Source organism: Polaribacter sp. 2305UL8-11 (genome assembly GCF_058147165.1).
On sequence record NZ_JBYVJW010000005.1, the window covers coordinates 198,372 to 215,570 of the forward strand.

Sequence of the window (17,199 nt, forward strand, 5' to 3'; positions counted from 1 at the left end):
ATCTCATTTTATTTAGGATAACAAATAAAATGCTTTATCACAGGTTCTGAAAGTGCTTTTATATTTAATTGGTCTGATGCTTTAGCAATATCTTTAAGTTTTCCTTTTTTATTTAAAATAAAAATTGGTTTTTTAGAATTGTAAGCCTGATTGATGATTTGCTTAGAAAAAACAAAAAATTGGCTTTCATTTTTATCTAAATTTAATTTTTGAGACGTTTTATGCAACCTCTTTTTATAGTATTCGTCTTCAAAAGGATTGTTTTGAATTTCTATGCGAAATAAATTTCTATTGATGATCATTTTTGATAATAATGACAATACTTTGTCTGGATGATTTGTCCACTCTTTGATAGCAGACAAAACATCATAATCATCTAATTTAGAGAACATTTCTAGAGTATTAGAGTCAAAGTTATTTTTACCTATATGATTTTTTAAAAAGTAGCTTAAAGCAGTGCTTGCAAACAATTCCTGTCCTTTTTCAGACAACTCTTTAGCTCTTTTAAGCACATTAACCAACATATTTTCTGCAACCAAACCTGTTTTGTGCAAATACACTTGCCAATACATTAATCTTCTGGCTATCAGGAATTTTTCTACAGAATAAATCCCTTTTTTTTCGATAACCAAAGCATCATTTTTTACATTCATCATTGCAATTAATCTGTCTGATGAAATGTTTCCTTCTGTAACTCCTGTATAAAAACTATCTCTTTTTAAATAATCTAATCTATCTATATCTAACTGACTTGAAATAAGTTGACATAAAAACTTGCGAGGATATTTTCCTTCAAATATTTTAATTGCTAGATCTAATTCACCTTTAAATTCTTCATTTAATTTCTTCATAAATTTTAAAGAAATTTCTTCGTGAGAAATACCATTTACAATACTGTGCTCTAGTGCATGAGAAAATGCACCATGACCAATATCGTGCAACAAAATAGCAATATATAAGGCGTTTTCTTCTTTTTTAGAAATATCTACTTGCTTAAATCGTAAAACTCTTACTGCTTTTTGCATTAAATGCATACAACCAATAGCATGATGAAAACGTGTATGATTAGCTCCTGGATAGACTAAATTAGAAAATCCCATTTGAGTAATTCTTCTTAATCGCTGAAAATAAGGATGTTCTATGATATCAAAGATTAAAGAATTTGGAATTTGAATAAACCCATAAATTGGGTCGTTTAAAATTTTTAGTTTGTTGGGTGCTTTTTTATTCAAAAGATGTTTTTTATCAATCTATGGCAAAATACAATTTAATGTCATAAAATTGGCAATATTTTATCATTTTTAAAATCTAAAAAGTATAACAAATACTTACATTTAACGTTAAATATTAATATCTCTAAATTAAAAAACTAAATATGAGCAGCATACATATTTTATGGGTTGATGATGAAATTGAATTACTAAAACCACACATTCTTTTTTTAGAACGTAAAAATTACAAAGTAACCACTTGTACAAATGGTGCAGATGCTATAGATTTAGTAGATGATGAAAATTTTGATATTGTTTTTTTAGATGAAAACATGCCTGGGTTAACTGGTTTAGATACGCTTTCTGAAATCAAACAAAAACAAGCCAATTTGCCTGTAGTTATGATTACTAAAAGTGAGGAAGAATATATTATGGAAGAGGCTATTGGCTCTAAGATTGCAGATTATTTGATTAAACCTGTAAATCCGAGTCAGATTTTATTGAGTTTAAAAAAGAACTTAGATAATTCTCGTTTAATTTCTGAAAAAACAACTTCTAGCTACCAACAAGAGTTTCGTAAAATTGCCATGGATTTGGCAATGGTAAATTCTTATGAAGATTGGATAGAATTATATAAAAAACTCATTCATTGGGAATTAGAGCTAGAAAACATTAGTGATCCTGGTATGTTGGGCATTTTAGAAAGTCAAAAACAAGAGGCGAACAATCAGTTTTTTAAATTTATCAAAAAGAATTATGAAGATTTTTTAACGGCTCATGACAAACCTACTTTTTCTCATACTTTATTTAAAGATTACGTAGTTCCAGAATTAAGCAAAGATCAAGGTGTTTTATGGATTGTGATTGATAATTTACGCTATGATCAATATCGAATTTTAGAGCCATTCATTAATAATCATTACAAAAAAGAAGAAGAATACACCTATTTTTCTATTCTGCCTACTGCAACTCAATATGCTAGAAATGCCATTTTTTCTGGTTTAATGCCTTCAGAAATGGAAAAACGTCATCCAAATTTTTGGAAAAACGATACAGATGAAGGAGGAATGAATTTATATGAAAACGAATTTTTATCGGCTCAAATAAAACGTTTAGGCTTAGACATTAAACACGAATATTATAAGATTTCTTCCTTAAAAAATGGTAAAGAATTAGCTGATAATTTTAATGGTACCAAACAAAACGATTTAACTGCTGTTGTGTATAATTTTGTAGATATTTTATCTCATTCTAAAACAGAAATGGAAGTAATTAAAGAATTAGCTGGAGATGATAAAGCGTATAGAAGTTTAACTTTGAGTTGGTTTAAAAATTCGCCTTTGTTTGAAATCATTCAAAAAGCGCAACAATTAGGACAAAAATTAATTATTACTACAGATCATGGAACTATTAATTGTAAACACCCAACCAAAGTAATTGGTGATAAAAACATTAGCGCAAATTTAAGATATAAAACAGGCAGAAGCTTGTCTTACGAAGAAAAAGATGTGTATGCTGTAAGAAATCCAAAAGATATTTTCTTACCTACAATTGCTATGAATGCTCCGTTTCTTTTTGCAAAAGAAGATTTGTTTTTTGCATATCCAAACAACTTTAATCATTTTGTAAAATACTATAAAAACACCTATCAACATGGAGGAGTTTCTTTAGAGGAAATGATTATTCCTTGTGTGGTTTATAGTCCGAAATAAATTAGTTGGCAGTATCAGTTTTCAGCCTCAGTAAATCTATATTTTCTATGAAATTATGTGGTAAATTTTAAAAAATAGCTAGATATATGAAAAAAATATTCTCAATTCTACTTCTTTTCTTATCAGTAAATATTCTTTTTTCACAAGTTGATGAAGATAAACTATCTATTGCTGCTTTAGAATTAACAAAAGACAAAATTACTTACGACCCAAGTTACTTTTCTATAGATTATCCTAATGGAGACGTACCCAAAGATAAAGGTGTTTGTACGGATGTGGTAATTAGAGCTTACAGAAAATTAGGTATAGATTTACAGAAAGAAGTTCATGAGGATATGAAAAAAAACTTCAGCAAATACCCTAAAATTTGGGGTTTAAAAAAAACCGATAAAAATATAGACCATAGAAGAGTACCAAATTTAATGACTTTCTTCTCAAGAAAAGGGATTGTAAAATCAATTACTAAAAATCCTAAAGATTATATTCCTGGAGATGTTGTTTGTTGGAATTTAGGTGGTGCAATTACACATACAGGAATTGTAGTCAACAAAAAATCGAAAGACAATAAACGTTATTTAATTGTCCACAATATTGGTGCTGGTCAAGTTTTGGAAGATTGTTTGTTTTCTTTTAAAATTATTGGGCATTATCGATATAAAAACTAAAAATTAAATTTGAGAGTTTAATTTCTTCACTATTTTTGTTTTTATGAATAAAAACTATTCTTTAGAAAATTTAGCAGAAGTTGCAAAAGAAATTATTGCTGTTGCAAAAAACAAAAAACTGTTGTTTTACGGACAAATGGGTGTTGGAAAAACAACGCTTATTAAAGAGTTGTGCAAGCAATTAAAAGTTTTGGATAACATCTCCTCTCCTACTTTTTCTTTGGTAAATGAATATCAAACTTCTGAAAATGAAAAAGTTTTTCATTTTGATTTTTATAGGATAGAAGATGAAAATGAAGCATTAGATATGGGAATTGAAGAATATTTTGATAATAATGATTGGTGTTTCATTGAATGGCCAGAAAATATCGAAAATTTACTACCTTTAGATGCTGTTCAGATTCATTTAACTATTTTAGAGGACGGACAAAGAAACATCAACCTAAAATAACCAAACTATGAGTTCATTTTCTCCTTTTAGTAAAGAAGAATTGCTTCCACAAGAAGAAATGCTAGAAATTAAAAAGCAAAAAGGAGAATTGTTTATTGGCTTACCTAAAGAAACCTATTTAGGAGAAAAACGCGTTTGTTTAACACCAGATGCAGTTTCTGCTCTATGTACTCATGGACACAGAATTGTTATAGAAACTGGTGCTGGAGACAATGCAAATTATTCTGACAATGAATACTCTGAAGCTGGTGCAAAAATTTCTTATGATGTAGAGGAAGCTTTTAAATGCAATATTGTTTTAAAAGTAGCACCTCCAACAGAAAAAGAAATTGAATATATGAATCCGCAAACGGTTCTTATTTCTTCTTTACAATTAAAAACTCAGAACAAGAAATACTTTGAAAGTTTAGCTAAAAAAAGAATTACAGCTGTTGCTTTCGATTATATAAAAGATGAGCATAATACGTATCCTATTGTAAAATCTTTAAGTGAAATTGCTGGAACTGCTTCTGTTTTAATTGCTGCAGAATTAATGAGCGGAACAAACAAAGGAAATGGTTTATTATTAGGAAATATTGGTGGTGTGCCTCCAAGTAGTGTGGTTATTTTTGGAGCAGGAACTGTGGGAGAATATGCTGCAAGAACTGCTTTAGGATTGGGAGCTAGAGTTAAGGTTTTTGATAATTCTATTAGTAAACTACGTAAGTTACAACATTCTTTAAACGCGCCAATTTATACATCAACTTTACAGCCAAAATCGGTTGCAAAAGCATTAATGCGTGCAGATGTTGCAATTGGAGCCATTAGAGGAAAAAATAGATCGCCAATTTGTGGTACAGAAGAAATGATTGAAACCATGAAAGAAGGTGCTGTTATTATTGATGTGAGTATAGATAGAGGTGGATGTTTCGAAACTTCTAATGTAACAACACACAAAACACCAACATTTATAAAACATGGGGTTGTGCATTATTGTGTACCTAACATTCCTGCACGTTATGCAAGAACTGCTTCACTTTCTATTAGTAATATTTTTACACCTTATTTATTAAATATTGCAGATGAAGGCGGATTCGAAAATGCAGCTCGTTTTGATAAAAGTCTTAGAAACGGAATGTATTTTTATCACGGAATTTTAACCAACAGAACAGTTGCAAATTGGTTTGATTTGCCTTTTAGAGATATAAATCTGTTGATTTTATAATACTCTGTCTGCTCGAGCGCAGTCGAGAACTATTTCTCTAATAATTTCGAATAACTTGCTTTTAAAATATTAAATTTGCAGTTCAAAAATCTACCATGTTAATTAAAAGAATAGGATATTATTTAGTGGGTTTATCAATAGGTTCTATTGGTGTCTATTTTTTCTGGCAAAAGAAACAAGCTACTTTCGATTATGGTATGGATGCAAGAACACTAAAAACCATAAGAATTAGAAAACGATTATTTTCTGATGAAGCTAAAAATGCAATGGAAAAGCACAATATTGATACTCTTAAAATAGCAACTATTCTTTACAATGGTGATGTTGATTTTGGCAAAGGAAAACCAAGGCAAAAACCCTGTGCAGAATACTATATTACAGGAAAAAAAGAGTTAGCAAACGTGAATTTGTATGTAATAAGGTGTGATTCTACTGCTACTATTGATAAAATTATTGTTGATTAATCCTCCAATGTTATTTGGAAATGAATGAAGAATGAACGATTGAAAAATCTTCCAACCAATACTGTATAAGATTCTTCAATTCTTAGGCAAGATAAAATAAACTGAATGTCATTTCGAAATGAGTGAAGAATGAGCGATTGAGAAATCTTAAAAGGTAAATGAGATTCTTAATCATTTTTCGTTAAAATAACAAAAACTAACAATTCCGATACTTATCATTCAAACCAACTTTATTCAAAATCATTGGAATAATTTTTTCTAATCTAGATTGTTTGGTAGCTGCTCTTTTTGCTAATGATATATACTCACAAAACTCTCTTTGTTTAGATTTTGTAAAGTCATTAAACATATATTTTAATTTTTCATCTTTATCTAAAACTACTTTTAATTCTTCTGGAACAACAACAGGTTTTGTATTTCTTTTGAGTTTAATTTCTAAGCCTGCTTCAGAATTTGCCATCGCTTCTAAAACATATTGCTTAATTATGTTTGCATCAATTTCAGCATCAACTGTAAATCGCATTTGACGCATTCCTTTGGTTTTATCTTCTTGCGCATTGATTAAAATATTTGCTTCGTCTTTTAAAAAACACCCATGATGAAACCAAATTCCACAATAATTTTTAAAAGCAGATAACCCTAAAATGTTCTTTTTCTTATAAATATAAGCTGGAATTCCCCATTTTATATCTTCCTCCAGGTTAAGTTCTAATAAAACGTTTCTAATTATTTCAAGTTCTTTTTCCCATTTTGAGTTTACAGAAATGTAATCGGTTACTTTTGGATTCATGAGTTTAAATTTTGATAGTAATACTGTTCAATTTTACCAACATTTTTAATGGTTTTCTTTACCCAATCAAAATACAAAATTTCTTTTTCTTCTTTTGATAATTGCCAGTTAACATTAGAATTCCTGAGCTTTGTAGTTACATTTTGTAAAATAATTGCAGCAGCCACAGAAATATTTAAACTCTCTGTAAAACCAACCATTGGTATTTTTAAAAATCCGTCTGCATTTTCCATCACATAATCAGAAACTCCCTCTGCTTCTACTCCAAACACAAAAGCAGATTTTTTAGTTACATCAAAATCTTGTAGTAAACAAGAATCGTTATGAGGTGTTGTTGCAATAATTTGATATCCTTTTTCTCGTAAATTATCTAAACAGATCTTGGTATTATCTCCATCAGATTTATAACGTTTTTGTGTAATCCATTTTTGAGAACCTTTTGCAACATGCTTAGAAACCTTGTTTGTGTACTTGTTTTCAATTGCATGCACATCTTGTACCCCAAAAATATCTGCAGTTCTTACAACTGCACTTGCATTATGAGGTTGATAAATATCTTCTAAAACAACAGCAAAATGTCTAGTTCTATCTTCTAATACCTTTTTAAAAAGGTTTTTTCTTTTGTCTGTTAAATATCCTTCAAAATATGCTAAAAGCTTTTTATCAATCATATTTACAAACATAAAATTATTATTTTAGCTTTTAATGAAAAAAATAGTGGTTTTAACAGGCGCAGGAATTTCTGCAGAAAGTGGTATCAAAACATTTAGAGATGCAAATGGTTTGTGGGAAGGACATAATGTTATGGAAGTGGCTTCTCCAGAAGGTTTTGCTGCAAATCCGAATTTAGTTTTCGATTTTTACAATCAACGTAGAAAGCAATTATTAGAAGTTACTCCAAACAAAGCACATTTTAATTTAGCTGCTTTAGAAAACGAATTTGATGTAGAAATCATCACTCAAAATGTAGATGATTTACACGAACGTGCAGGAAGTAAAAACATTATTCATTTGCATGGAGAGCTTTTAAAAGTTAGAAGTACATTTGATGAAAACTACATTTTAGACTGGAATAAAGATTTGGTTTTAGGTGATGTTTGTCCAAAAGGCAACCAATTAAGACCACACATAGTTTGGTTTGGAGAAATGGTTCCAATGCTAGATAAAGCCATACAAATTACAGCTACAGCAGATATTTTAGTAATTATTGGCACTTCTATGCAAGTCTATCCTGCTGCAAGTTTAGTAAACTATATAAAAACTAATACACCAATTTATTTTATAGACCCAAAGCCATCTGTTACTAAAAACGATTTTAATAATTTAACGATTATTAAAGATGTTGCAAGTTCTGGTACTGATAGATTAATCAAACTTCTACAAGGTAGATTTTAAAGATTTCTCGACTGCGCTAAATGACAAAATAAGTTAAGAAATTAACTGATTAAAATACTCAAAAATTTCTCCTTTAGAAATAGAGCTTCCTTTTTCTATTAAATCGAAAATTTCTATGTTTCTTTCTGTATGATAAGGTTTGGTTCCTTTAAAAATATCTACAGAATTATCCATAGGGTTTTTCATTAACCAGTCAAAACCTTTTTGTTCTAGTAAATTAATATCCCAATTAATTTTAATGGCAATTCTATGAATTTCGTTTTCATCGCACTTAAATAAATTTGCAGAAGTTTCTGAAAAATGCTCTATATAATTCGTTTTTGTGAGCACATCATCCCAAACAACATCAGAAAAAACATTCATTTCTTCTTCTGCAATAGTTGGTTTTTCTTTTTTAATGGTATTCCATTCTTTTACATCAATACTTTGCGTTGCTAAAAAACGTGCAAATTCTTCATGTAGACTTTCGAATTGTTCTTTGGTTAATTGTCTATATTTCATTTGGAGTTGGAAGTATGAAGTTGGAAGTAAAAAAGCTCGTTATTTCTAACGAGCTTTTATTTTTTAATACTTAAAAGTTTATTCCTTATTCTGCAACAACTTCAAAAGTAATATCAGCAACTACTGCTCTGTGTAATCTTACAGATGCTTCGTATTTACCTAATCTTTTTACAGAACCACCAACAACTTTTATAAATTTCTTGTCAATTTCTGTACCTGCTTTTGCAAGTGCTGCAGCTAAATCTATGTTATTTACAGAGCCAAATAATTTGTCTCCAGAACCAGTTTTAGATGTAATTTTAATTTCATATCCTTTAATTGTTTCTGCAGTTGCATTTGCATCTTCAATTAATTTAGCTTCTTTGTAAGCACGTTGTTTTAAATTCTCTGCTAATACTTTCTTTGCAGATGAAGTAGCTAAAACTGCTTGCCCAGAAGGAATTAAAAAGTTTCTACCATAACCGTTTTTTACAGATACAACGTCATCTTTAAATCCTAAATTTTCTACGTCTTGTCTTAATATCAATTCCATGTCTCTACTTCTTTAATTATTTTAACAAATCTCCAACGTAAGGCATTAACGCTAAATGACGCGCTCTTTTAATTGCTTGTGCAACTTTACGTTGATATTTTAATGATGTTCCTGTTAAACGTCTTGGTAAAATTTTACCTTGTTCGTTTACTAAATACATTAAGAAGTCTGCATCTTTATAATCGATATATTTGATACCTTTTTTCTTAAATCTACAGTATTTTGATTCTTTTTTAGTGTCTATATCTAATGGCGTTAAATATCTAACGTCAGCAGATTTACCACCTTTTGCTTGTTGTTCTATTGATGCCATTTTTTATTTTTTTGAAGATTTAACACGTTCACTTCTTACTCTAGCCCAAGCTGCAGCATGTTTGTCTAATCTAACAGAAAGGTAACGCATAACGCTATCATCTCTTCTAAACTCTAACTCAAATGCAGCAATTTCTTCTCCAGCTACTTTGTACTCTAATAAGTGATAAAAACCACTTTTTTTCTTTTGGATTGGGTATGCTAATTTTTTTAAGCCCCAGTCCTCTTTAGAGATCATTTCAGCTCCTTTAGAAACTAAATAATCTTCGAACTTTTGTACTGTCTCCTTTATCTGAGTATCAGATAAAACGGGATTCAAAATGAAAACAGTTTCGTAATGATTCATAAATTAAATATTTATTGTTTATTTTTAAGGCTGCAAATATAGTAACTTTTTCTTATTTAAAGACATCTTTTTTGCTTAAAAATTTATTTTTTAAAAACACCATAATTTACTGATATGCAAATTCCTGAATTCCCAAATTTAATTCATTATGCAATTCCTTTTTTTGTTATAACTGTACTTATAGAAGTTATATTAACTGTAAAAGTAAAGTTAGAGGATTATGAATTTAAAGATGCAGGTACCTCTATTTTAATGGGTTTAGGCAATGTTGCTATTAGCCTTTTTACAAAAGGAATAATTTTAGCATTGTTTTTATTGATATACGAATATCGTTTTTTTACCATTCCTTTTACTTGGTGGGCTTGGGTTTTGATTTTATTTGCTGAAGATTTAGCTTATTATTGGGCACATAGAATTGGCCATGTAAGCAGGTTGTTTTGGGCGAGTCATGTTGTACATCATTCTTCAAAAAAATACAATTTAAGTACTGCTTTAAGACAAACCTGGACTGGGGGTTTTTATACTTTTATTTTTTGGATTCCAATTATTTTAATTGGTTTTCATCCAGTTATGCTTTTAGTCCAAATGTCTGTAAGTTTAATTTATCAATATTGGATTCATACAGAAATGATTGATAAAATGCCAAAATGGTTTGAAGCTGTTTTTAATACACCAAGCCATCATAGAGTACATCATGCTACAAACCCACAGTATTTAGATAGAAATTTTGCTGGGATATTAATTATTTGGGATAAACTTTTTGGCAGTTTTGAGCTAGAAGTAGAAAAACCAAAATATGGTTTGGTAAAAAATATAGAAACTTATAACCCATTAAAAATTGCTTTTTTAGAATGGTATACAATGCTAAGCGATTTTTTTTCTTCGAAAACATCCTTCAGAAATAAATTAAAATATTTACTAAAGCCTCCAGGATGGAAACATGATAATACTGGAGTTTTATCTAAAGACTTACGAAAGGATTGGGAAGAAAATAAAAAAGGCTGTCTGAAAAGTTAATTTAGCTGTCATTTTGAGACTTTTGTCTTCGCTCAAGACAGGCTTTGTCGAAAAATCTATGTAATTAATTTTGAATAAATAAGATTTCTCCATTACAGTCGAAATGACAAATTATAACACTTTTCAGACAGCCTCTAAAAAAATAATTCAAATTTATTTTCTTAATAAAGGTTAAATATGGTTTGTTTATTAATTTAAATCTAATCGAACACCTATAGAAATATTTCTAGTTTGAGTGTTTTCAAATAATGGATTTAAATCATATTTTACGTAAAGACTAGTATCTCTGTATCCTAAATAAGCACTCAAACCATAGTTTACAGTATTCATATTAAAATTATTAAATTGTACCTCTTTCACGTTTACACCATTTGCATCTTTGTATTCTAAATATTGTCTTGTGCCTAATTTAAAACCTATAAAACCTCCAACTCCAAAACGAACAGATCTATTTGTTCTATCTCTTACAGTACCATCATCATAAATTTTATTTCTAGAAAAATCCCATTCTAAATGTACAGGAAAAGTCATTTGCACGTGACGTAATCTACTTTCTGACAATTGATTATTAAATGTTTGTATCTCTGTAGTATTTCCATTGTTAACATGAATTTTGTTGCCTTCTAATCGCAAATTGTTCCACAAAAAAGAAGCACCATATTTTAGATATAAATGAGAGGGTCTTTTAGAAAAACGAGTTTTCCAAGTCCATCCTAATTCGTAAAAACGAGAACGCCACAATTGGTATTCAGAATTTTCTAAAGAATTTAATTGATCATCATTTAAAACATTGTTAACTCCCATAGCAAAAACAAATTGAGTAGTTGTAGCTCTTTGTATTTTGTTCTTTTTACGCCATCTTTTTTTTCTTCTATCATCTCTTTCTTTATCATCACTATCTTTTATATTTAACCTAAAAACTTTATTACCAATAGTAAAAATGTTTTCATCATCATCATCAGAATTTATAACATCATCTGAACTAGCAATTTTACCATTGGCTTTGTTTTGCACCAGTTGTTGTAATAAAAGTTCTTGTTCTCCTACCAATTTTTCTATTCTTCTTGCGTGATAAGAAGCAACTTCTTTTTTAAGAACATCTGCTGTAGTATTGCTAATTTCTCCTTTTTCTAAACGCTTATCTATAGCAACTACTTTCATTTTTAAAGAATCTTTCTGAGATTTGGTAATCTGTTCTATCTTTTTTGATATTTTTTTGACTTCTTTCTCAAAAGTTTTTTGCTGAGATAAGGCAATAGTTGTGCTAAACAACACTAGTATTAGTAGTATTCTTTTCATTTTATTTTGGTTTTTAAATTTGTTTTTAATGGGTTATTTACGTGGATATAGAGATGAGATAATCTGTTTTTTTTTACTAAAAAAATACTTTTCTCTGCTCTTAATAATTGATTTAATCGTTTCTACTTGCAATGGCAGTTGCTAATGTTGATATTTTTGATTTTAAAGATTTCATAAAATTGTTCTGAAAATCATCATCATCTATAGTACGTTCTACTTCTGCTAAAATAGTATCTGGATTAATTTTAATATTCGATTTTTTGAGCTCACTTTTAATCGTTTTTAAAACATCTTCTCTACTTACATTATACTTTGCATAATATTCTTTAACTTCTTTTGATGAGTGTGTTACCGCGAATAACAAATCATCACTATTTATTTTAATTCTACTATTTGGGTCTTGTTTTAAAATTTTTATTTTTTGGGGCTTATCAACTTCATTCAAAATGGCGTTTGAATTCTCTACTTTATGTATCTCTTTTGCATCTACTTGCGCAAAACCTTTTTTGTCATTATAAAGAATTTCAGAAGAAGTAATTTTATTATTCGAAACAGACTGCTTTACTGTATTTGCAACAACATTCTTCTTTGTATTTTTAATGTGCTCTTGCCTCTGTTTTATTTTATCATTTTTTACAATTGCTTCTTCTACAGGAACCTCTTTAAACATTTTATCAATTTTCTCATCAATTGTATTGGTATCTATTATAGGTGTTTTAACAATAATTTCTTTTGGTTTAAATGTGTTTTCTTTATCAGAAAAAATCTGAATTCCTATAGAAACCAATAACAAAATAGTTGCTGCTACTCCTATATAAAAAAACCAGCCTTTTTTCTTTTCTTGTGGATGGTTGTCTAATTGATTAGACAAACGCTCCCAAGCAGAATTTGATGGCTTAAAAGTTCTGTTCTGGAACTTTTCTTTTATATTTTTATCTATACTATTTGTTTTCATTTACGGTTTTATTCATTTTGTAATAATTTTGTTGCAATAATTTACGTGCTTTAAATAATTGCGATTTTGATGTACTTTCAGAAATATTTAATTGCTCTGCAATTTCTGAATGCTTATATCCTTCTATGGCGAATAAATTAAACACCATTTTGTAACCTTCTGGTAATGTATCTATTAGTTTTTGAATGTCTTCTACAGATGTATTTTCTAAACTTTCTGTAGCAGCATCATTAAAAACATAGTCTTCATCAGATAGATCTATTACATTTTTTTTACGGAGGTAAGAAATGCATGTATTTACCATAATTCTGCGAATCCAACCTTCAAAACTACCTTCGTGTTTGAACTTGTGTAAGTTGGTAAAAACTTTTAAAAAGCCTTGTAATAGTAAATCTTCTGCATGATGTAAATCTTTTACATACTGCCTGCAAACTCCCAACATTTTAGGCGAATGCTGCTCAAACAATTGTTGTTGCGCTTCTCTATTGTTGTCTATCGCTTTCTTAATAAGCGATTTTTGTGGGTTATGCAATTTGATAATTTTCAAGCCTCTTAATTCGTTTTTTATTGCCTTACAAATATATAGACTACCAAAGTTTTAAAAAGGTTGCTTGGAAGAAAAAAGTTTTTACAAACTTTTTTAGTTTTTTGTTATTGTATGTTGGTTTTAAGTTGGTATATTTATTGGAAATCGAAACTATGGATATTGAAAAAGAAATTAAAGATTCAAAAAACAGAATTGAAGAAAGACAGAGTAAAATCGAAATTAATTTATCAAAATTAGATTCTAAAATTAAAACTTACTCAAACTGGGCTTGGGGATTTGTATTTTTTGGAGTAATTATTACTATTATTTCATCAATTTATTTTGTAAGAATGACTTATGGAGATAAATTTGAACTAAACTTATTAGGAGATTTTTTATCTGGTTCTGTTGCCTCTATTTGGTCTTTAGCTGGTTTGTTTTTTATATATATAGCTTTTCTTGGGCAAAAACAACAATTATTAAATCAACAATTAGAAATTATGTATAGCCAATTAGAAGTTAAATATACTAGGTTAGAATTAGCTGGGCAGAAAGTTGAAATGAAGTTACAAAATGAAACTTTAAGAGTTCAAAAATTTGAAAATACATTTTTTCAAATGTTAAATTTATTGCGAGATTCTGTTAATTCTCTGGATGTCCTTGACGACCATAACAAAACAATATCAGGAAGAGATTGTTTTAAAAGATTTGATTCAGAAGTTAGGAGCAATATTTATTTCTTAAAAAAATTAAAAAATTGGGTTGAATTAGAATCTGTATCAATAAAAGATGCAATAAACTCATATGAGAATGTCTATTATGAAAGAAAATCTGATTTAGGCCACTATTTTAGGACTCTTTATCACATCGTAAAGCTTGTAGATAAATCAAAAATAAAAAATAAAAAACAATATATTTCTATTATTAGAGCGCAATTATCAAGTTTTGAACAAATCCTTTTATTCTATAACTGTTTACACGAAAATGGAAATAAAAAATTCAAGTCATTAGTAGAAAAATACACTCTTTTTAAAAATATTGATGAATCATTAATTTTTAATTTTGAACATAAAAAATCTTATAATTGTTCTGCATTTAAAAATGATAATTAATAAGTTATAATAGATTCTTTCAGAATGACAAACTGTATAAAAAACAAGAGGTAAAATAGAAAAGAAGAGATAATATAAACACAACAGTGTTTCTTCCCTTTGGGAAGATTAAGATGGGCTTTTAATAAGCATCCACATCAATAATAAATCTTATTGGTCTAAAATCTTTAACAGCCTCAAACGTATTTTTAATCTTTGAAACCTGATTTTTTGTATTGGCTAAACTCTGTTTTGGCGGAATTTTAATCACTAAATTCTTAATATATTGATTACGAATCCTAGCAACTGCAGGAGCTGTTGGTCCTAAAACATGTTCTCCAAAAGAGTTGTACAAGGCTTTAAATAGCCAATTGATGCCACTATCCACTTTGTTAAAATCTCTGTGTTTTAAGGTTATTTTTATCAACCTATAATAAGGAGGATATTTATATTGCCAACGTTCTTGCAATTGCTCTTTATACATTGCTACGTAATTTGTTGTTGAAACTTGCTGCAATATTTGATGATAAGGATTATAGGTTTGTATTGCCACATTTCCTTGTTTTTTGCTTCTTCCAGCTCTTCCAGAAACCTGCACCATCATTTGATAGGCTCTTTCATGTGCTCTAAAGTCTGGGAAATTTAACATAGCATCTGCATTTAAAATTCCGACTAAAGAAACATTGTCAAAATCTAACCCTTTAGAAAGCATTTGAGTTCCTACCAAAATATCTATTTCTCTAGCTTCAAAAGCACCAATTATTTTTTGATAACCGAATTTTCCACGAGTAGTATCTAAATCCATTCTTCCAATTTTAAAATCGGGAAATAATTCTTTTAATTCTAACTCTATTTGTTCGGTTCCAAAACCTTTGGTATCTAGGGTATTGCTTCCACAAGCTGAGCATGAATTTGGCATTGCTCTTTGATAATTACAATAATGGCACTTTAACTCGTGTCTAAATTTATGAAACGTTAATGTAACATCACAATTTGGGCATTGAGGAGCAACACCACAAGTTTTACATTCGACTACTGGAGAATATCCACGTCTGTTTTGAAATAAAATAACTTGCTCTTTTTCGTCTAATGCTTCTTGAATTAGTTTGAGCATTCTGTCCGAAAAATGCCCTTTCATTTCTTTTTTTCTGTGCTTTTCTTTTACATCAATCAACTCAATTTTTGGTAGTTGTACATTTCCAAAACGTCTATTTAACTCAACAAAACCATATTTTTTTTGTGAAGCATTAAAATAACTTTCTAAAGACGGAGTTGCAGAACCTAACAATATTTTAGCATTATGTAATTTAGATAAAACAATTGCTGCATCTCTTGCATTGTATCTTGGTGAAGGTTCAAATTGTTTGTAAGATGTTTCGTGTTCTTCATCAACCACAATTAAACCTAAATTTGAAAAAGGTAAAAATACGGATGATCTAGCTCCTAAAATAATTTGTGCTTTTGTTTTGTTTTCTAATACATTATTCCAAACCTCTACTCTTTCATTCATGGAGTATTTTGAGTGAAAGACAGATATCTGGTCTCCAAAATAAAATTGCAAACGCGTTATAATTTGCGTAGTTAATGCTATTTCTGGTAATAAAAACAACACTTGTTTGCCAGCGTCTAAAACTTCTTGAATCAACTTTGTATACACTTCTGTTTTACCAGAACTTGTTATTCCATGCAAGAGAGTTACGTCTTTTTTTGTAAAAGTTTCTTTAATTTCTTTTAAAGAAACTTCCTGAAATTCATTTAGTTGTTTTAAATCGTTAATATCTCCTTTAAAATTAATTCTATCTGTTTGAATTTCGTAAAACTCAAAAATATTTTTATCTACTAACGATTTTAAAATAGTGGATGAAACATTAGCTTTCGCTTCTAAATCTTTTGCTTTTATTGGTTTTTTAGAAGTTGATAATTGAAAGAACGTTAAAACTGCATCTCTTTGTTTTTTTGCCCTAGAAAGTTTTTCTAACAAAGAGTTTAAAGCATCATCAGAAGCATAATCAGCATGCAAGCGAACATATTTTACCAATTTTGGTTTGTAGGTTTCGTAAATTTCTTCTTTGATATAAATGGCCGATTTTTTAATCAACTCATTTACAATAGGCATTACTTTTTTCTTTCCTAAAATATCTACTACTTGGTGTATGGTTAATTGTGATTGATGTTGTAAAGCTTCAAAAATGAGAAATTCATCATCTTCTAAAATAGATTCGTTAGAAAAAGCTTCATTTTTATAAATAATCGTTTCGCTTTCTAATAAAAATGCAGATGGCAAAGAAGCTCTATATACATCACCTAAAGAGCACATATAATAATTTGCAATCCATTGCCAGTGTTGCAATTGTAGTTCATTTACCAAAGGCTTCTCATCTAAAATTTGATGAATGTCTTTGGCTTCATACAAGGTTGGTGCGTTTTGATGAATGTTAAACACCAATCCTGTATACATTTTGGTTTTACCAAAAGAAACTGCTACACGCATTCCTTTTTTTAGAAAATTTGCTTCATCTTCAGTTACAGAGTATGTAAATGTTCTTTGGATAGGAATTGGCAATATAACGTCTATAAAGTGTGCTGTCACTTCGAGTGATTTTTCGATTGAAATGAGAAAAATTGTATCGAGAAGTACAACTTTTAAAAAGTTTTTGAAAGAATTCCGACAAAAAATCGGAATCAGTCGAACTGACATTCTCAATAATTATTATGTTTCAATGTCATT

General features: G+C 29.1%; 19 protein-coding genes. 8 read left to right on the plus strand and 11 right to left on the minus strand.

Features of this window, described 5'->3' with window-relative positions:
• Positions 1 to 8: 8 nt before the first annotated feature.
• Positions 9 to 1,232, minus strand: coding sequence for an HD domain-containing protein (locus tag ACY2RW_RS06555; protein WP_490121906.1), 1,224 nt, complete (start codon positions 1,230 to 1,232; stop codon positions 9 to 11).
• Positions 1,233 to 1,375: 143 nt separating this feature from the next.
• On the opposite strand from ACY2RW_RS06555, the gene porX reads away from it, so the two are divergent.
• From porX to ACY2RW_RS06580, 5 genes are all read left to right on the plus strand, one after another.
• On the plus strand, positions 1,376 to 2,923 hold the full coding sequence (porX, locus tag ACY2RW_RS06560) for a T9SS response regulator signal transducer PorX (protein ID WP_490121907.1): 1,548 nt from the start codon (positions 1,376 to 1,378) through the stop codon (positions 2,921 to 2,923).
• Positions 2,924 to 3,009: 86 nt separating this feature from the next.
• Positions 3,010 to 3,588, plus strand: a complete 579-nt coding sequence (locus ACY2RW_RS06565) for a DUF1287 domain-containing protein (protein WP_490121908.1) — start codon at positions 3,010 to 3,012, stop codon at positions 3,586 to 3,588.
• 43 nt (positions 3,589 to 3,631) lie between these two features.
• A complete protein-coding gene (gene tsaE, locus ACY2RW_RS06570; protein WP_490121909.1) occupies positions 3,632 to 4,039 on the plus strand; it encodes a tRNA (adenosine(37)-N6)-threonylcarbamoyltransferase complex ATPase subunit type 1 TsaE in 408 nt (135 codons plus the stop codon).
• A 7-nt stretch (positions 4,040 to 4,046) separates the two neighbouring features.
• A complete protein-coding gene (locus tag ACY2RW_RS06575; RefSeq protein ID WP_490121910.1) occupies positions 4,047 to 5,243 on the plus strand; it encodes an alanine dehydrogenase in 1,197 nt (398 codons plus the stop codon).
• A 95-nt stretch (positions 5,244 to 5,338) separates the two neighbouring features.
• Positions 5,339 to 5,707 carry a DUF4258 domain-containing protein gene (locus tag ACY2RW_RS06580; RefSeq protein WP_490121911.1) on the plus strand — a complete coding sequence of 123 codons (369 nt, stop codon included), beginning with the start codon at positions 5,339 to 5,341 and terminating at the stop codon, positions 5,705 to 5,707.
• Between the two features lie 196 nt (positions 5,708 to 5,903).
• Here ACY2RW_RS06580 and ACY2RW_RS06585 read toward each other — a convergent pair whose 3' ends face one another.
• Both ACY2RW_RS06585 and ACY2RW_RS06590 read right to left on the minus strand, forming a co-directional pair.
• Positions 5,904 to 6,497 carry a YdeI/OmpD-associated family protein gene (locus ACY2RW_RS06585; RefSeq protein WP_490121912.1) on the minus strand — a complete coding sequence of 198 codons (594 nt, stop codon included), beginning with the start codon at positions 6,495 to 6,497 and terminating at the stop codon, positions 5,904 to 5,906.
• Entirely contained in the window at positions 6,494 to 7,168 is a 675-nt protein-coding gene (locus ACY2RW_RS06590; RefSeq protein WP_490121913.1) for a TrmH family RNA methyltransferase, read from the minus strand. The genes ACY2RW_RS06585 and ACY2RW_RS06590 overlap by 4 nt, the downstream gene beginning before the upstream one ends.
• A 34-nt stretch (positions 7,169 to 7,202) precedes the next feature.
• Between ACY2RW_RS06590 and ACY2RW_RS06595 the strand changes: the two genes are divergently transcribed.
• Positions 7,203 to 7,892 carry an SIR2 family NAD-dependent protein deacylase gene (locus tag ACY2RW_RS06595; RefSeq protein ID WP_490121914.1) on the plus strand — a complete coding sequence of 230 codons (690 nt, stop codon included), beginning with the start codon at positions 7,203 to 7,205 and terminating at the stop codon, positions 7,890 to 7,892.
• Between the two features lie 33 nt (positions 7,893 to 7,925).
• Here ACY2RW_RS06595 and ACY2RW_RS06600 read toward each other — a convergent pair whose 3' ends face one another.
• The 4 genes from ACY2RW_RS06600 to rpsF form a co-directional block, all read right to left on the minus strand.
• Positions 7,926 to 8,393 (minus strand): DUF6495 family protein, encoded by a 468-nt coding sequence (locus ACY2RW_RS06600; RefSeq protein WP_490121915.1) that lies wholly within the window; start codon positions 8,391 to 8,393, stop codon positions 7,926 to 7,928.
• A gap of 85 nt (positions 8,394 to 8,478) precedes the next feature.
• The gene (gene rplI / locus ACY2RW_RS06605) at positions 8,479 to 8,925 is read right to left on the minus strand and encodes a 50S ribosomal protein L9 (protein ID WP_490121916.1); all 447 of its coding nucleotides are present in this window, start codon (positions 8,923 to 8,925) and stop codon (positions 8,479 to 8,481) included.
• A gap of 16 nt (positions 8,926 to 8,941) precedes the next feature.
• Positions 8,942 to 9,238, minus strand: coding sequence for a 30S ribosomal protein S18 (gene rpsR, locus ACY2RW_RS06610; RefSeq protein ID WP_490121917.1), 297 nt, complete (start codon positions 9,236 to 9,238; stop codon positions 8,942 to 8,944).
• A 3-nt stretch (positions 9,239 to 9,241) separates the two neighbouring features.
• Complete coding sequence (rpsF, locus tag ACY2RW_RS06615) at positions 9,242 to 9,583, minus strand: 30S ribosomal protein S6 (RefSeq protein ID WP_490121918.1); 342 nt, start codon at positions 9,581 to 9,583, stop codon at positions 9,242 to 9,244.
• 114 nt (positions 9,584 to 9,697) lie between these two features.
• Here rpsF and ACY2RW_RS06620 point away from each other — a divergent pair, with 114 nt between their 5' ends.
• A complete protein-coding gene (locus tag ACY2RW_RS06620; RefSeq protein ID WP_490121919.1) occupies positions 9,698 to 10,600 on the plus strand; it encodes a sterol desaturase family protein in 903 nt (300 codons plus the stop codon).
• Positions 10,601 to 10,789: 189 nt separating this feature from the next.
• Here ACY2RW_RS06620 and ACY2RW_RS06625 read toward each other — a convergent pair whose 3' ends face one another.
• The 3 genes from ACY2RW_RS06625 to ACY2RW_RS06635 form a co-directional block, all read right to left on the minus strand.
• Positions 10,790 to 11,899, minus strand: coding sequence for a hypothetical protein (locus tag ACY2RW_RS06625; protein WP_490121920.1), 1,110 nt, complete (start codon positions 11,897 to 11,899; stop codon positions 10,790 to 10,792).
• A 112-nt stretch (positions 11,900 to 12,011) separates the two neighbouring features.
• Positions 12,012 to 12,854: a hypothetical protein gene (locus ACY2RW_RS06630; protein ID WP_490121921.1), complete on the minus strand. Its 843-nt coding sequence runs from the start codon at positions 12,852 to 12,854 to the stop codon at positions 12,012 to 12,014.
• On the minus strand, positions 12,841 to 13,401 hold the full coding sequence (locus tag ACY2RW_RS06635; protein ID WP_490121922.1) for an RNA polymerase sigma factor: 561 nt from the start codon (positions 13,399 to 13,401) through the stop codon (positions 12,841 to 12,843). The genes ACY2RW_RS06630 and ACY2RW_RS06635 overlap by 14 nt, the downstream gene beginning before the upstream one ends.
• A gap of 152 nt (positions 13,402 to 13,553) precedes the next feature.
• Between ACY2RW_RS06635 and ACY2RW_RS06640 the strand changes: the two genes are divergently transcribed.
• Complete coding sequence (locus ACY2RW_RS06640; RefSeq protein WP_490121923.1) at positions 13,554 to 14,492, plus strand: putative phage abortive infection protein; 939 nt, start codon at positions 13,554 to 13,556, stop codon at positions 14,490 to 14,492.
• A gap of 121 nt (positions 14,493 to 14,613) precedes the next feature.
• On the opposite strand, the gene priA is transcribed toward ACY2RW_RS06640, so the two are convergent.
• The gene (priA, locus tag ACY2RW_RS06645) at positions 14,614 to 17,061 is read right to left on the minus strand and encodes a replication restart helicase PriA (RefSeq protein ID WP_490121924.1); all 2,448 of its coding nucleotides are present in this window, start codon (positions 17,059 to 17,061) and stop codon (positions 14,614 to 14,616) included.
• Positions 17,062 to 17,199 lie beyond the last annotated feature (138 nt).

Excerpts from the sequence above, each read along its gene's own strand:
- porX (WP_490121907.1), top strand. The coding sequence starts at position 1,376 with ATGAGCAGCATACATATTTTATGGGTTGATGATGAAATTGAATTACTA.
- ACY2RW_RS06565 (WP_490121908.1), top strand. The coding sequence starts at position 3,010 with ATGAAAAAAATATTCTCAATTCTACTTCTTTTCTTATCAGTAAATATT.
- tsaE (WP_490121909.1), top strand. The coding sequence starts at position 3,632 with ATGAATAAAAACTATTCTTTAGAAAATTTAGCAGAAGTTGCAAAAGAA.
- ACY2RW_RS06575 (WP_490121910.1), top strand. The coding sequence starts at position 4,047 with ATGAGTTCATTTTCTCCTTTTAGTAAAGAAGAATTGCTTCCACAAGAA.
- ACY2RW_RS06580 (WP_490121911.1), top strand. The coding sequence starts at position 5,339 with ATGTTAATTAAAAGAATAGGATATTATTTAGTGGGTTTATCAATAGGT.
- ACY2RW_RS06585 (WP_490121912.1), bottom strand. The coding sequence starts at position 6,497 with ATGAATCCAAAAGTAACCGATTACATTTCTGTAAACTCAAAATGGGAA.
- ACY2RW_RS06590 (WP_490121913.1), bottom strand. The coding sequence starts at position 7,168 with ATGATTGATAAAAAGCTTTTAGCATATTTTGAAGGATATTTAACAGAC.
- ACY2RW_RS06595 (WP_490121914.1), top strand. The coding sequence starts at position 7,203 with ATGAAAAAAATAGTGGTTTTAACAGGCGCAGGAATTTCTGCAGAAAGT.
- ACY2RW_RS06600 (WP_490121915.1), bottom strand. The coding sequence starts at position 8,393 with ATGAAATATAGACAATTAACCAAAGAACAATTCGAAAGTCTACATGAA.
- rplI (WP_490121916.1), bottom strand. The coding sequence starts at position 8,925 with ATGGAATTGATATTAAGACAAGACGTAGAAAATTTAGGATTTAAAGAT.
- rpsR (WP_490121917.1), bottom strand. The coding sequence starts at position 9,238 with ATGGCATCAATAGAACAACAAGCAAAAGGTGGTAAATCTGCTGACGTT.
- rpsF (WP_490121918.1), bottom strand. The coding sequence starts at position 9,583 with ATGAATCATTACGAAACTGTTTTCATTTTGAATCCCGTTTTATCTGAT.
- ACY2RW_RS06620 (WP_490121919.1), top strand. The coding sequence starts at position 9,698 with ATGCAAATTCCTGAATTCCCAAATTTAATTCATTATGCAATTCCTTTT.
- ACY2RW_RS06625 (WP_490121920.1), bottom strand. The coding sequence starts at position 11,899 with ATGAAAAGAATACTACTAATACTAGTGTTGTTTAGCACAACTATTGCC.
- ACY2RW_RS06630 (WP_490121921.1), bottom strand. The coding sequence starts at position 12,854 with ATGAAAACAAATAGTATAGATAAAAATATAAAAGAAAAGTTCCAGAAC.
- ACY2RW_RS06640 (WP_490121923.1), top strand. The coding sequence starts at position 13,554 with ATGGATATTGAAAAAGAAATTAAAGATTCAAAAAACAGAATTGAAGAA.